We start from the raw sequence: 14,317 nt of genomic DNA, 5'->3' as shown, positions 1-14,317 counted from the left end.
CGTGATACAGCGTTCGGTAGCGGATCGGATTCGTGATAGCGCCCTCTTTCGTGGAGTGAATACGAAGTTCCCTGGTAGGCGGGATCGCCGATCACCTCGATTCCGGACTGTTCCTGTTCCCAGCCGGTTATGCCGAACGCGACGCGATCGTCGAGGTGACCAGGCGGTGCCGCACACATGTGGCCGACCACAGAGGGCAGGCCAGGCGTATGTGCTGGACGCGCACAGCCGCGCCCGGACGCTCGCCGAGGCGCTGGGCGGCTCAGCGGCACCTCGGCTGTCGGACAGTGACGCGACCACACTGGATCGGCAGGCGGAACGCAAAAAGGCTCGCGTTCTCCGCGAGCACGAGCCTCCTATTTGCGTGGACCTTGGGGGAGCTTATTACAACACGAAGGACCAGGTCAGTGCGTTAGAGAGCCTTCTTAGGAAGCTGCCAGAGGTTTCGGAACCACGGTCTGTTGAGGTGTCGCGGTCTCGTCCGGGGCGTGCGCGGCAGCTTGATGTGGGGCGTCAGCGGGAGTTAATCGAGGGGTATCGGGCTGGGGCGACCGTGTATCAGTTGGCCGAGAAATTCGGGGTCAGTCGGGCAACGGTGAGCGCGATCTTGCACCGTCACGAGGTGCTCATGCGGCGTCAGGGTTTGGCCGTCGAGCAGGTTGATGACGCCGTGTATCTGTATGAGCAGGGGTGGTCGCTGGTGCGTATCGGGGAACGACACGGTGTAGATCCCGAAACCGTGCGGCAGCGACTCCGCGAGCGCGGCGTCGTGATGCGTGACCCACAGGGGAATCCTCGTGCGAACGGTCGAATTACGCGCTCCTCCGGCGAAGGCTTTGAGGTGAGGTCTCCTGCAAGCCACACGATCGTAGATGTTCCGACAGCGCCCACAATCCAAAGCAATTACGTACACGGGACTGACCAACAGGGCTTGGACGGCAAGCTCGTGGTCTAGGTTCGCTTCCCGCTACTGGAACCGAGCAGTAGGTGGTCGCGATGTCTTCGGCAACGGTAACTCGATTCGCCTCGGTGATGATGAGCCTGGTCATCGGTCTCACGTTCTTGTTCGGCTTCGGGAATGTGCTGCATCTGGCGTTGAGCATCGGCGTGCCGATGTACGTGGCGCCGCTGGTGGCGCCCGCGGTTGATTTGACGGTGCGCAGTCTGCTCGTGGGGACACGGCACTTGACCGTGTGTGGGATGGGTGAGGGAGGTTTGAAGCCTGCACGCCGGTTGTTGTTGGCCTCGAGCGTGGTGACGCTGGCGTTGAACGTTGCCGAACCGGTAGTTCACGGCACGTGGGGTAAAGCGGCGTTCGATGCGGTCGGCCCCTTGTTGCTGATCGACTGGCCAGAGGTTGGCCCAGGTCTGCTGCGCGCACTACAGAGCCCCTTTGAGGGACACGACCAGCAGTCGGCCACATTTGTGACCGAACACGACAGCCGATCTAGCATGGAGCCATCGACAGTGCTGCCGGGGTCGAAGCCGGCGGGCGCCGTGCACTGCGATGAGGACGAGCTTCTAGAGTGCACACGTCGTGAAGATTCTGAACACCGGCGCCTTCGCCAGCGACCGATTTCGGTTGAAAAACTTTGGAAGAGGCTGGCGGTGGGAGCCAGCCGCTCGAGGACGCTTGTTGCCGCGGTCAGGGCTGAAATTGGTGAGTGAGTCGAGTGAATCGGTTACAGGCCTGCTCTTTTGTCCTCTCGTACCGAGACGACTCGGAAAACCAGCTACTTTCTGGCCGGATTGGCACTGCTGAATGCGGCTGAAGTACACGCGATGCTGGGTGACTCACGGGCATGCGAGTCAGCCCTGGGGCGCGCGGACACTGAGCTCGGAAAGATCGATCCGGCCGATACCGCTGGCCACCTGTTTTCCCCGAACCAGTTGATCGGCTGACGGGTCCTGCTACCTGTTTCCCGGCGAGGATCGTAGCGCGCAGCAGAGGTTGGAAGAGGCCGCGCGGGCACTGTTCCAGCAGACCAAGTCCGGGGCGATCGTGCTCGGAAGCCTGAGCCTGCCCCACCGCCGCCGAGGCCAACTCGACCTGGCCTCTGCCGCGTTCCACGAAGCCATCGACGTGGTCGAAGCGACTCGCGACGGCGGTTGGTTGAACATCGTCTCCGACGCTGGACGGGAGCTATGCCGCTGGCGTACCGAACCGGTCGCGCACGATGTCTACGATCGGGTGCTCTCCCTGATGAGCACAACATAAGGAGCGTCGTGCCGAACCACGAAGTGGACGAGCTCAAGAATACCGCTAGCTGTTGCGGGTCGTGACGTTGGTGTCGGCGGGTAGGGCTTGGTGGGGGGCGGGTCTTTCGGCGGCAGGATGGAAACTGCCAAGTCAGCCATCAGCCGAGTAGAAAGACCCGCCCGTGTATCACCGTAATGCCCCGTTGTCGTTGGAAGGCCGTCGCCGTCTGGTGCGGCGTTGTCAGACACGTCCGATCACTGATGTGGCCGCGGAGATAGGGATTTCGCGGCAATGCGCCAGCAAGTGGGTCGGTCGTTATCGACGCTTCGGTGAGGCCGGTCTGGCCGATCGGGCCAGTGTCCCGCACCGTCAGCCCACCGCGACCCTGGCAGAGGTTGTGGTCCGGATCGAACGGTTGCGGCGGGATCGCAAGTACTCCGCCCGCCGTATCAGCCTCGAACTTGCTGCCGAGGGCATCACGATCTCCGTGCGCACAGTGTCGCGGCAGCTGGCCCATCTCGGCCTGAATCACCGCAAGTTCCTCGACCCGACCGGGAAAAGTAACCGCACGCCACGACGAATCCATGCCCGCTGGCCAGGACATATGGTCCACCTCGATGTGAAAAAGGTCGGCAGCATTCCAGACAGTGGCGGCTGGCGGGCCCACGGCCGTGATAGTGAACAAGCCAAACGTGTGAACCGCGGCAAGAAACGCGGCGGGCGCGCCCACTACACCTATCTACACTCCGCGATCGACGGTTTCTCACGCCTGGCCTACACCGAAGCCCTGGCCGACGAAACCACCCGCACCGCGATCGGGTTCACTCATCGCGCTCGCGCGTTCTTCGCCGCCCACGGCATCACCCACATTCACCGGCTGGTCACCGATAACGGCGCCTGCTATCGCGCGAAAGACTTCGCCACCGTTCTACGCGGCGCTCGCCACCAGCGCATCACGCCGTACACGCCCCGGCACAACGGGAAAATCGAGCGCTACAACCGGATTCTGGCCGAGGAATTCCTTTACACCCGAACCTGGACCAGCGAACACCAACGGTCAGCCGCCCTGAACATGTGGAACGTCCATTACAACTACCATCGACCCCACACTACCGCAGGAGATCAGCCACCTGCTTCCAGACTCCACACCGGCATCACCAACGTCATGGCCTCATACAGCTAGCCGTCGCACCTGGGACCTGCTCGACCGCGTGGGTCTGGTAGTCGGCGGTAGCGTGCACGGCCACATCCCAGACTTCGTCGGCACGGATGCCGCCGCGGCCCAGCTCAGTGATTTCCTACGCGGAAGGCCGCACGGGCAATCAAGGCTGTACCGGACAAGGCTCAATTTCCCGCTCGCGTGAGAGTGTTGCGCGAAGGCAAGACCGTCTACATGGCGGTGCCAAAGTTCGCCCAGCAGCATCCGTTCTATCTGCTCGATCCTGCCGCCCTCGCTGTCTCGCCTGAGGAAGCCGCCTCCTGCCGCACCGCGGCAACCGTCGCCCGGCACGTCGACCTCGACGATGTGGAACCCATCGATCTCATCGTCTGCGATAGCGTGGCCGTCAACTGCCACGGCGCCCGACTCGGCAAGGGCGCCAGCTACTCCGACATCGAAGTTGCGCTGCTCCAAGAGCCCGGGCTCATCGGCCCGGCGACCCCGATCGTCACCACGGTTCACTCTCTGCCAGTCGTGGACGATGAGTTGCAAGAAACCGAGCACGACTTCCGCGTCGATGTCATCGTCACTCCCGACAAGGTCATTCCGTGCAGCTCGCCGAAGCGTCTCACCGGCTTTCTGGGAGCACCTGAGCCTGGACAAGGTCGCCGCCATCCCGTCCTCGCCGCCCGAGCACAGAAACAAGTCAAGAACGAACCTTGAGTTCGCCGCCTCTCTGCTTGCGCCCGCAGCGTCCGGCCATCAGTCTTCTATGGAGCAACCCTATTCAGGCTCATCCTGGACTCGACTGCGCAAATTCTGTAAGAAACTCGTCTCTGATAGCCGAAGGTGGAACTCCTCTTGCCAGTCTCCTTTCAGGTTGCCAACTAGGAGGAAATCCTCGGAGACAGATTTGAGAAAATCAACTTCATCACTTTCTTTGTCTACACGTGGTCGATGCTGTTCGATCGGACAGTTGCCGACGGGGACGAGATCCATCAAAAGATCCCGCGTGCATGCACGTACGCCACGTTTGGCATGGTCGGTTTCGTTCTCGCTATGAACGATTTCGCAACCAATCGCTCGAAGGCCAGCTCGTTGCAGTGCGGAGAAGAGTGCTACCCAAGCTTGCGGACTGCGATTGGCATAGCTGAATATAAGATGCCCGTCGCCTCGGAGGGTGCGGCGTGTTTCCGTGAAGATGCGCGCGAGGATATCTTCGTAGGCACCGTCGTCGGCGAGTTGACCCGTCGCCGCATTGACTACTGCCTCACCAATAAGTTGACCGTCGGCGAGCTTTGCCCAGGCGCGTAGTGGGAGCGACAGTTCAGAGTACTGGACATCGTCATGGTACGGAGGGTCTGTGAGAGTAAGATGTACACAACTATCGGGAAGCAAGAGCCGTTCTGACGAGCCTTCCACTACTCGAACGTCAGCATCTAGAGTACGGTCTGCTATTGTGTCTGTAGCAGCGACAGGGCCGTCAACCATGAGTGCGCGTCCGGTCTTTTCATTTAGCCAGGAAGCAGCCTTGAGGAGTTGAGCCAAACGGCGGAGAACAGTGCCGCGACCGCTATTTTGAGTTCCCCAAACATTTGGTTCGACTGCAAATGTTGTCAGATTGAATCGATGACCGGCCATTGATTCATAGCTCTTGAGGTAATAACGATCCCACCGAGATAGATTCCCAGCCATTTCGGCAGAACCGATCACGCACGTAGTAATCGCCCGGACAACTGCGGGGTCCTGGGAACAGTGTTGCACTGCGTCGAGCAAGCGCTCCATCAGCACCCGTTGCCGATTTGGATAAAGCTGCTCCCAATATTCGAAGCTATGACGTAGAAGGACACGAGTCTCTTGTCCATCGGGAATCTTTCCGAGGGAAAGGGTGGGTGACCATTGAGGGCCGTCTGCGGCCTCTCTCTCGGCATTAGTGGGGATTGCTAGTTCGCGATGTCCACGGCGGCTGCGCTCGACAAGAACAACCTCCCAGTCCCATGTCTCCGCGCGGGCTTCTAAACGATCAATGTGACCACAGTTCCAGCACACGATTTTGCGACCTGGCGTGTAAGCCTCCGCAGGATCGGTGCGGATGTTGCACTCCGGACAAGCGCACCGGCGGTTGGAGTCTCCCTTGAAGAGGTGGCCACGGGGGCACGCTAAGAACGCTGCCGGTTCACCACGTTCTCGGCGCGCAAGCAGCGACACGAGTGCGTACGGGAACATCCGCGCTCGTTGCCTGCAGGCGGTGCATTCGGAGGTGGCAACGCGGAAGGTGTGGGAGACGTGCCCGGTAGTACCGTCAGACAGAGTAGTGCCGTAGGCAGCCTGAACCTCGCCATGGACCCAGTTTGCAAGTGTCGCAGCGGCGTCCTGCAACCGCTTAGGGGCAGGGAGGCCCAACATGGCTGACAACCCGTCCGCTGCCCACGGGTTGAGGTCTTGGGCGTAGACCTGATGACCTCGCATCACCGCTGCGAGGGGGATGACGCCACCGCCAGCAAAGATATCGGAGACTAGAAGGCGGCCGGTCATGTCAGTGTTGACTGCGTCGATGACGGCACCGTTGACTGCCACTGTGCGCCTTGCCCACCATCGATAAGTGCTAACGGGCGGCAGGTGGACCTCGCGGTTGCGGCTCTCGGCACGAGCTGCGGCGCTGATCTGTACTGGGTCAAGATGCCGTAGGGGGCTTTGAAGCGGAACGACGGTGCTCTTGGCTGCACGGCGTGATGCGCGAGACGGCGTGCTCGCATCGTGACTCGTCGTGACCGTCATTCCCATCCTTCGCATCGTGCCGCATGTGGGCTGTTGTACAGGGGAAGCGCAGTGGCGTGTCAGCGCCGCCGTGTCTCGTTAATCCTTGCGCCGACCGTGTCACCTGAGCAAGTCAGGTTCACTTCCGAGCACGGCTCGATCATACTGCCGAGTAACTTAGAGTCCTGGGATTCGGGCTGTGAGTTGCTGGATCTTGTCACTGCCTAGTCCCGATCGAGCGGCAGTCCGGGACGTATCTTGGTGTCCGGCACGGTGAGGCGGGCGGACGCCCATCGACCTCGGAGATACTTGTCTGCTGGCGCATCGCTGGGTAGGGCTGCCGCGACATCTCGGTATGTGAGCCAGCCGATGACGTGCATTGGCAGTGGGCCGTGAGTACTGGTGATCTCCTGGCGGGCGACGACGAGCGCCCACATAGGGTCAGTGGCCCCGGTCTGGGCCTCGTTGCGGGTGATATAGAACTCGACGCGGCCTCCCAAAGCTCGGGTGGCCTTTACTTCCAAGTGGTGTCGCCTTCCGCGACAGTCAGGGCTGGAGACGTCATAGCCAAGCGTGTCATCTTGGAGGCTTAGACGTGCGACTTGGTCGGCAAGGTCACCTCGATCTCGGGCATTGAGATACTCGCGGCAGGCATGAACAACCGCCTCCTCGCCCTCGGCACCGATTTCGGCCAGCAGTGTCGCATCCACCTTGCGTGCGGCGGAGAGCACGAAGGTGTCGCGTCGTTGTGGATCTTCGAAGACCGAGCACAATAGATCCTTGGCATCCTCCGGGACTCGTTCCCAGAAGACCAAGTCACTGCTCGCAAAGGTTGGCAGCCACATGTCTTTGCGCTCCGTGAGGATGCGTTCAAGCAAGGTCTCGACGAACGCGTCAGGCGGCAGTCCTCGCAAATTAAGCAGAGTCGGTTGTGGAATGAACAACGACCCTCGCTCAACAATCAAGCCAAGGTCAGCAAGCAACTGTTGGCCAGCAAGAAGCGATGCCCGGCTATGCCAACCGCCGGTGGGCAAGTTGAGGTAGCTGCGGTTAAGCGTGTTCTGCGCAGCGCCCGTCTCATCGAGCACTTGCGTGACCCAGTAGGCTGCCTGGATCTGGAGGACTCCCGGCAGGGTGGCGGACCGACCGGGACGGTCGAGATCGGCCGACATTAGGGCTCCCCGCGCAGGTGCGTGAAGAGGGCTTTGATGTCCTCGACCTCATCGAGAATTGCTCCGTACTCCTCTTCGTCTTCGCTGGGCAACGCCATCGTGACGAGGTCAGGATCATCGAGCATGTCACCGAGTGCTTGAGCCTTGGTCCTGATGCGCTCGTTGACGATGTCGTCAATCGTTCCAGTAGTGAGTAGGAAAGTAAGCCGAGTATCTACCCCCGGCTCCAGGCCGAGACGGTGGATGCGATCGATGCTCTGTAGGTATTGCCCAGCATTGAACGTGCGGTCGAGGTAGATCGCGTCGTGGCAGACTTGATGGAGACTTACTCCTTCGCTCATCGCTGCAGGATTAGCAAGCAGCACCATGCAATTCGGATCTTCGCGGAATCGCTGGAGTTCCTTCTCCCTGGTGCGCTCGGCTGTGGGCTTGCTGTTCCCTGATGGGACCTCACCGTAGATGAGGGCTGGCTCATAGCGGGCAAACATGCGCTCCATCGCGCGCAGATTGCGGACGAAGTTTGACCACACCAGGGTCTTGCGTGGCGGGTCTTGCTCAGCGTTCTCCTTGATCATCTGAGCGACGAGAGAGAACTTCGGCGGGGTCTCGTACTGGTTGTACCGCTGAATAAGGTCCCACAGTCTGCTGCCTGGCTCAACGGTCAGCGGCGGATGGCGAAAAATCGGCGGATCGTCATCACTTGATCCAGCAGCGAGCAGATGTGGATTGGTAGCTGCTTCAAGCAGATACATCACAATCGTGCCCATACGCCCGAGTTCAGCACGATCAGCTATCGTCATCTTGAGCATGCCAGCGTAGCGATCGCGCAGCGCGAAGTAGATGTCGCGATGTAAACCCTCCAACGGCACGGGTTCGACCCGCAGCGTTGGTGGGGTGAGTCCAAGTTCTTCCTTACGGGTCCGGACGAACATCGGACGAATGACGTCGGCGACCTGGTGCACCGCATGAGCGGGTGGACGGCTTCCAAGAGCTTCGCTCGGCAGGATTCGACGCGCCTGCCCGGGCCAGAGAAAGTCGACCAACGCCACGAAGTCCGCGCCCGACTGTGGCGCGGGAGTTCCGGTCAGGATGTCCCGGCGACTTGCGGTGAAAGCGAGGTCAAGGCAGGCGTTGCCGTGCGTGCCACTCCGGCCAGCCTTCATTCGATGGGCTTCATCAAGTAGGACCAGCGTGGAACCCTTGGCCGCCCACCGCGCAACCGACTCGTAGTTGTTGGCCAACCGGTGGTAATTGATCAAAAGGATCTCGGCGTTGAGGGGTGCGTGATCGGTGAAGACTTCAACTCGCGGCCGATCCTGCGGGTCAAAACACGCCTCAACTTCGTTGTGCCAGGCGTCGAACGCTGATAACGGAGCTACCACGAGCAGACGCGACAACCGCCCGGCTGCCCGCTCGGCTTCGTAAACAGCGTAGGCTACGGTCGTCTTTCCAGCACCGGGCACAGAGAAGTTCGCGCCATTGGGGAGAGCGAGCAGTCGCCCCACATCGCGAAGCTGGAACTGCTTGAGTTGCCGTTGGAACCGCGTGTCTGTCAATCGTTCTTGAACTTCCGCCGGCGTGAGCCCAGACACATCGAGGATGAGCTGGTCGAGAGCGCGCCGTTCGGTGCTAGCCTGCCGGATCACTTCCAGCACACGAGGGTCCCAATCCAAACTGACGCCATGACGCTGACATGCAGGCTTCAACCAGGTCAAGTTGGTCCGGAATCGTGACAGCGAAACACGGACAGCGCGGGCAGGATCACCCTCGTATCCCCATGCCACACGCAGTTGGCCCCAAAAAACATCAGGAACGTCGCCATCACGCTTGGCCACTACAACCGGCGGGCTCGTTTGGCTCAACGTGAGCCGAACCACCGCAGAAACGCTCACGCGTCAGCGTCCTCCGTACCACTCACGCCCAGCTGTTCCACGACCATTATCAGCTCATCATGAGAGCGCTGATAATCTTCGGCGGCACGTCGTAGCTTCTCCAAGTCGAAGCCGTGATGGTTGCCGATGTCGCCCAACGCAGCGCGCGCACGATCGCATTCCTTGGCGGCGTTGTCCAGGTGACGCATAGGGGACAGGAGGGCGCTCTGTCCCCTATTGTCTCGGTCCTTGTTGTCGGCCGCGATGTGCAATGCGTGAAAGACAGCAGCCTCGAAGGCTTTTCGGGGCATCTGCAGCTGCTCCCCGGCCTCGTTCGGCGGGAACTTCACATCGTCGTCTTCCGCTGTTGTAGCCAGCGCATCAAAGATCGGTTGGAGCGTTACCTCATTGGTGGAGGTCGCGTCGTGAGAGTCAGGACGTCGTCGAGGACATCCAAGCCGTCCAAAGACACGTCAGGCGCAGTTGAGCTGGACCCGACAGCGAGGGGCCATGCGTGGCCATGCAGGGCTGCTTGTTCATCCAAGGCCGCCACGGCATAGTCGTTCAGGTAGGTCCCATCGATTTGCCGAACCCGCCGGTAGTCCAACCCTGCAAGCATTCCCGTGATCTTGGCATTGCGTTCGCGCTCCGCCAGCCCGGGGTTTTTGTCCTTGTGTGCCTGGTATGCGCTATCGATGTCTTTCAGAGTCTGCTGCTCGTCGTCGAAAAACGCGTAGCTCAGATTGCCATTGCTGCTCGCGATGACGTTCTCGATGATGTTGAGAATGCGGGCGTCGGTCTCTGCCCTCTGTGCCGCCTGCTTGCGGTCGGACTCCTTGTTCGGGTCTAGTGACCTGTCCATCTCCAGGCCGATCCGTTCGGGAGACCAGCCGTCGTTGAGCAAGTCACGGATGAACAGGAGCTGGGCTGTAAAGGAATAGTCTTGTTTGACATCGCGCCGCATCTGGAAGCTGAGCTCCAGATCGGTCAACTCGGCTTCCGTCGCGTCCGAGGGAAGGACGTGCACCTTGATGTTGCTAAACCCGAGCTCCCGCAATGCCACCAGTCGAGTGTTGGCATTGATCAGCACACCCTCACTGGTCATGACGCCGGGCTCGAGTTGCCCGTCGCGCAGGAGCTCAGCCTCGATCCTTTTATAGCCTGGGGTCTCCTGGATGATTTGAGCAACGACCTCCTGAGCCTCTGCACCGAATGGGTCGTCCACGATGACACGCTGCCGGGCGGCGACCGACTCGACTTGGGGCTTGATCCGGTGGCTCCGTGGGTTGAGCAGGGCGTGAGTGACGGGAATCTGCACCTCGGGCCATGACACGTCCTGATCACGCCACTTGAATGTGCGGCGAGCGCGTGATGACGTGTCGGCTGCCTCGACCCTCGTCGCGATGAGCTGCCTGCGGGCCTGCTGAGTGATCTGTGTCACTAATCTGACTCCTGCGTGTCGTGCTCGTTCGGCGCTGGATGCTGCGCCGACCGTGGATTAGTCTGCACCTCGCCACCGACAGAATTCGTCGTCCGATCTTGACCTGCGGAAACGATGTCTTCGACGAGCTCGCTCATGGTCAGTTCGGTATAGACCCGACCTTCAAACGCGCGGACGAGGTCCACCGATTCGCCGCGGGCGGCCCAACCGGGCCCGGCGAGAACCGCCGCGGCCGGCACGCGCAGCTTGCCCGGCAACTGTAGGAGTTTGCCTCCGCTTTTGTTCGCAGTCCCATGATCCTTGGCGACTGACACGGCGACGGCGTACAGGGCCTTGCCGGGTCGGACGATCACCTTTACCTGACCCGAGACGCTGCTACGGTCCTCCTCGCTGCTCGGGTCGGAACTGCCGCTGCTGTCCTGCTCCGGCACGCTCAGGCTGGCGAGCAGCGTCTTGGAGGCCGCGGTCTTGTCAAGGAGTCGATAGGAGATGAGGCGGCTGTCCAACATCCCGCACAACACCGTCGCCACCGCGTCCTGCACCTTCTGCGAAATGCGATTTCGATGGGCACCCCAGGCGCTACCGACCCATCGTTGTGTCAACAACATCTCGTATGGAACGCCCCCGGCGCGCATACGCTCGACCTGCTCCCAGCCGTCCGTCGCGTCGCTCGGAGGTAGGAGTAGTTCGACCGGCCGCAGGGCGATCCGCGCCGGATTCTCCTCGGTATGAGTGCCTTGAATGATGGAATCAATTACCGCGAATGCGGTGCCGTACTGCTCGTTTGTCCAGTGTCCACACGGTTTGCCGGGCAGTTTGGTCGGATGAGCGCGTAGCTTCAGTTCGCTGTACGTGAGACCAGCGACAGCACACAGAGCGTTCATGACGCTTGGGTCGTTAGTTTGCGCAGCAGCAACCGCAGCCACCGAAATATCCCGCAACGTCCTGCTAGCGGTGTGGCTGGCCACCTCGTCAAGAGCTTGTCGGAAGTGCTGCGGCCGGGGAACCGTATCGATCGCGAGTAACCCGGTGCCGGTGTCAACATCAGAGCGAAGGCGGTCGCGGCAGACCTCTCGTAATGCTCGATTCCCCAGATCGGCCAATGCTGCGTTAGAATGGTCGGCCACCGCCACTAAGGCCGCGAGGAGTTCACGGACACGCATGGGCGCGGGCAGTGTCCGCCCCTCGTGCAGCCACTTCAACGCGTCACGGGTAGATCCACGGCCAGTGACGTGTCGAAGGTAGGGTTCCGCATCATCGATGTTCACCTGTCGTGCCTCCCAGGCCGGCATTTTCCTCCACCAGCCACCCGCAATGATGGCCACGGATGTGAGTTGACTGCACGTGATCCACGCAAGAGCCTAGGCCCGTGGGGAGACGAAGCCACCGCTGACCCCTTGCTGTTACACAACGTGACAAGGTGCAACTTTTGCTAGCCATTCTTGGTGAAGGTCGCCATCTCCGGGGAGTGGCCACCACCTGCTGGAATCGGTCAACTGTGCAAGAACCAGCAAGTACGTAGAACTCGCCCTGTCTGATTTGTCAGCCTGTTCCTGACTTCAGGGCCATGACAGACGAGAGCAAACGAGGACTGTGAACCGTCATGGGTTGGGGGTCGGTTCCTTGTGTGAGGAAGGTGGTCGCCATGTCGAAGCGCTACTCGCGCGGGGTTCGCGAGAGGGCTGTCCGGCTTGCTTTTGATCATTTCGATGAGTACGAGTCTGTCTATGCTGACGTGCACGCCATCGGGCCCGGTGGTCGATGTGCTTCCCGAGATGCTGCGCGTGTGGATCGTTGAGGTGCTCGAGCAGCAGCCCGTGCAGGGCGAACCGGTCACGAGCGATCGTGCCGAGCTGGATCGGTTGCGTAAGGAGAACTGGGAACTCAAGCAGGCCAATGAGATCCTGAAGCTGCCCGGTTGAATCTAAGAGCGTGTCTTACGTGGCAGCCGGGCATGTTTGCGCGATGATCTTGGACTGTGAGTGATCCGTTGTCGTTGCGGCTGGTGCCCGATGAGCTGTGGGCCCTGGTTGAGCCGTTGGTCCCGGAGTTTCGGCCGCGTAGGCAGGGTGGTGGTACGGCACCACTGGACGATCGTGCGGTGTTCACCGCGATCGTGTATGTGCTGACCAGCGGCTGTGCTTGGCGGGACCTGCCGCCCTCGTTCGGTGTGCCGTTCCAGACCGCGCACCGCCGATTCAGCCAGTGGACCAAGGCGGGCTTGTGGCGCCGACTGCACCACGTCGTCCTGGACGAACTCGGCAGCCGTGGCTTGATCGACTGGTCCCGAGCAATCGTCGACGGAGCGAGCGTACGGGCGAAAAAAGACATCCCAGGAGCTTGGATGTCAAGCGGCGGCGTGCTCGAGATGATGTGACCACGCGGTTGCTTCGTCGTAGAGGGCGCGGTTTTTGAGGCAGCCGTGCAGGATTCCGACGAGCCTGTTAGCGAGTTGTCGCAGCGCGGCGCGGTGACCGATGTCGCGTGCCCGGAGCTTGTCGTAGTAGGCCCGTGCGCCCGGGGATGCTTGCAGGGCTGAGAAAGCCTGCACGGCGAGCGCGTCGAGGAGCCGGTCGTTGTGGACGTAGCGAGTCATCACGGTCTTCTTCTTGCCGGACTGGCGTGTGATCGGACTGGTGCCGGCGTAGTTCTTGCGGCACTTCGCGCTGGTATAACGGCGGGGGTCGTCGCCGAACTCGCCAAGCACCCGAGCGCCGGCGATCGACCCTAGGCCGGGCTGGCTCAGGAGGACCTCAGCGGCCGGGTGCTGACCAAAATGTGCCTCCACCTGTCCCTGCAAGGCGTTGATCTGCTCATTGATCGTGCTCAGGACAGCAGTCGCCGCGCGCGTGGTCGCGGCGTAGGCCGCGGTCACCACCTCGGGTTGGCCCAGCTGCTCGGTCCGTAACGTGGCCTGGATGGCTGCGGCTCTGTCTGAGATGCTGCGACGACGGGCACGCTTGAGTGCGGCGCTGATCTGCGTGATGGTCAGTTGGGCCGCCGAGGCTGGGTCCGGAGCCTTGTCCAGCAACTCCAACGTGTCGGCGGCGGCGAGGTCGTCGAACGCTTCCAGCGCTGCGGGAAAGTAGTCGCGCAACGCGTGCCGCAGCCGGTTCATATGCCGGGTACGTTCCCAGATCAACGTCTTATGCGCCCGGCTCACCACCTTGACCGCCTCCGTCGCCGCGGTGTCTCCGGCAACCGGACGTAGTTGGTGGGAGTCAGTGCGCACCATGTCAGCCAGCGTATGCGCGTCGGCCGTGTCGCTCTTGGCGCCCGACACGCTATGCCGCTCCCGGAAACGGGCCACTGACAACGGATTCACCGCAAACACCCGATAGCCCGCAGCGATCAGCGCCTGCACCCACGGACCCCGGTCGGTCTCGATCCCGATCACCGCCTCGGCCTCGTCCGCGTCCTCGCCAAGGTGTTCGCCGATCATCGCGTGCAACCGCGCGATCCCCGCGACCCCTTCCGGCAACCGAGCCCTGGACAGCCTGCGACCCGTGGGATCCATCAGCTCAACATCGTGATGGGCCTCCGACCAATCGTCTCCAACAAACAGCAACGCTTCTCCCGTCTTCGCAGTCGATCACCATCAGCAGCCCGCAGGAGAACCATCAACGACCTAATGAACGAGTACTCACACCCCAACAGAGGTGGGCACGACATCCCATCAGCGATCAACTCTCCCGACTACCGGCAAGGGCACAGTCT

The 14,317-nt window shown here is 61.4% G+C and carries 13 protein-coding genes and 1 pseudogene; 7 read left to right on the top strand and 7 right to left on the bottom strand.

Annotation, left to right across the window (positions count from 1 at the left end; translation table 11 throughout):
* Positions 1-562 precede the first annotated feature (562 nt).
* From A37U_RS53825 to A37U_RS53820, 5 genes are all read left to right on the top strand, one after another.
* Positions 563-955, top strand: coding sequence for a helix-turn-helix domain-containing protein (locus tag A37U_RS53825; protein WP_240437646.1), 393 nt, complete (start codon positions 563-565; stop codon positions 953-955).
* A gap of 41 nt (positions 956-996) precedes the next feature.
* Entirely contained in the window at positions 997-1,668 is a 672-nt protein-coding gene (locus tag A37U_RS0122710) for a hypothetical protein (protein ID WP_051111716.1), read from the top strand.
* A gap of 283 nt (positions 1,669-1,951) precedes the next feature.
* Positions 1,952-2,218 (top strand): hypothetical protein, encoded by a 267-nt coding sequence (locus A37U_RS48475; RefSeq protein WP_020498971.1) that lies wholly within the window; start codon positions 1,952-1,954, stop codon positions 2,216-2,218.
* A gap of 163 nt (positions 2,219-2,381) precedes the next feature.
* Positions 2,382-3,383 carry an IS481 family transposase gene (locus tag A37U_RS0122695; RefSeq protein ID WP_051111715.1) on the top strand — a complete coding sequence of 334 codons (1,002 nt, stop codon included), beginning with the start codon at positions 2,382-2,384 and terminating at the stop codon, positions 3,381-3,383.
* A 186-nt stretch (positions 3,384-3,569) separates the two neighbouring features.
* Positions 3,570-4,082 carry a 5-formyltetrahydrofolate cyclo-ligase gene (locus A37U_RS53820; protein ID WP_240437645.1) on the top strand — a complete coding sequence of 171 codons (513 nt, stop codon included), beginning with the start codon at positions 3,570-3,572 and terminating at the stop codon, positions 4,080-4,082.
* A gap of 60 nt (positions 4,083-4,142) precedes the next feature.
* On the opposite strand, the gene A37U_RS53815 is transcribed toward A37U_RS53820, so the two are convergent.
* From A37U_RS53815 to A37U_RS0122660, 6 genes are all read right to left on the bottom strand, one after another.
* The gene (locus A37U_RS53815) at positions 4,143-5,936 is read right to left on the bottom strand and encodes a hypothetical protein (protein ID WP_240437644.1); all 1,794 of its coding nucleotides are present in this window, start codon (positions 5,934-5,936) and stop codon (positions 4,143-4,145) included.
* Positions 5,937-6,340: 404 nt separating this feature from the next.
* Positions 6,341-7,288 carry a protein NO VEIN domain-containing protein gene (locus A37U_RS0122680; protein ID WP_020498968.1) on the bottom strand — a complete coding sequence of 316 codons (948 nt, stop codon included), beginning with the start codon at positions 7,286-7,288 and terminating at the stop codon, positions 6,341-6,343.
* The gene (locus A37U_RS44725; protein ID WP_083933747.1) at positions 7,288-9,180 is read right to left on the bottom strand and encodes a DEAD/DEAH box helicase; all 1,893 of its coding nucleotides are present in this window, start codon (positions 9,178-9,180) and stop codon (positions 7,288-7,290) included. The genes A37U_RS0122680 and A37U_RS44725 overlap by 1 nt, the downstream gene beginning before the upstream one ends.
* Complete coding sequence (locus A37U_RS0122670) at positions 9,177-9,509, bottom strand: hypothetical protein (protein ID WP_020498966.1); 333 nt, start codon at positions 9,507-9,509, stop codon at positions 9,177-9,179. Before A37U_RS0122670 ends, A37U_RS44725 begins: the two co-directional genes overlap by 4 nt.
* A gap of 50 nt (positions 9,510-9,559) precedes the next feature.
* Positions 9,560-10,600: a ParB N-terminal domain-containing protein gene (locus tag A37U_RS0122665; RefSeq protein ID WP_020498965.1), complete on the bottom strand. Its 1,041-nt coding sequence runs from the start codon at positions 10,598-10,600 to the stop codon at positions 9,560-9,562.
* Positions 10,600-11,925, bottom strand: coding sequence for a hypothetical protein (locus A37U_RS0122660; protein ID WP_157182981.1), 1,326 nt, complete (start codon positions 11,923-11,925; stop codon positions 10,600-10,602). The genes A37U_RS0122665 and A37U_RS0122660 overlap by 1 nt, the downstream gene beginning before the upstream one ends.
* A 384-nt stretch (positions 11,926-12,309) precedes the next feature.
* On the opposite strand from A37U_RS0122660, the gene A37U_RS51805 reads away from it, so the two are divergent.
* Positions 12,310-12,522, top strand: a complete 213-nt coding sequence (locus A37U_RS51805) for a hypothetical protein (RefSeq protein ID WP_157182980.1) — start codon at positions 12,310-12,312, stop codon at positions 12,520-12,522.
* 56 nt (positions 12,523-12,578) lie between these two features.
* Positions 12,579-12,926 (top strand): annotated as a pseudogene (locus A37U_RS44720) (transposase); the annotation flags it as partial.
* 21 nt (positions 12,927-12,947) lie between these two features.
* On the opposite strand, the gene A37U_RS0122645 reads toward A37U_RS44720, so the two are convergent.
* Positions 12,948-14,168, bottom strand: a complete 1,221-nt coding sequence (locus A37U_RS0122645) for an IS110 family RNA-guided transposase (protein WP_026197291.1) — start codon at positions 14,166-14,168, stop codon at positions 12,948-12,950.
* Positions 14,169-14,317: the final 149 nt, after the last annotated feature.

The sequence above is a fragment of the Sciscionella marina DSM 45152 genome, from assembly GCF_000379465.1.
GTDB classification, from domain to species: Bacteria; Actinomycetota; Actinomycetes; order Mycobacteriales; family Pseudonocardiaceae; genus Sciscionella; species Sciscionella marina.
Note: the sequence above shows the minus strand (reverse complement) of the source record. Positions and strands in the feature narration are given on the sequence as shown.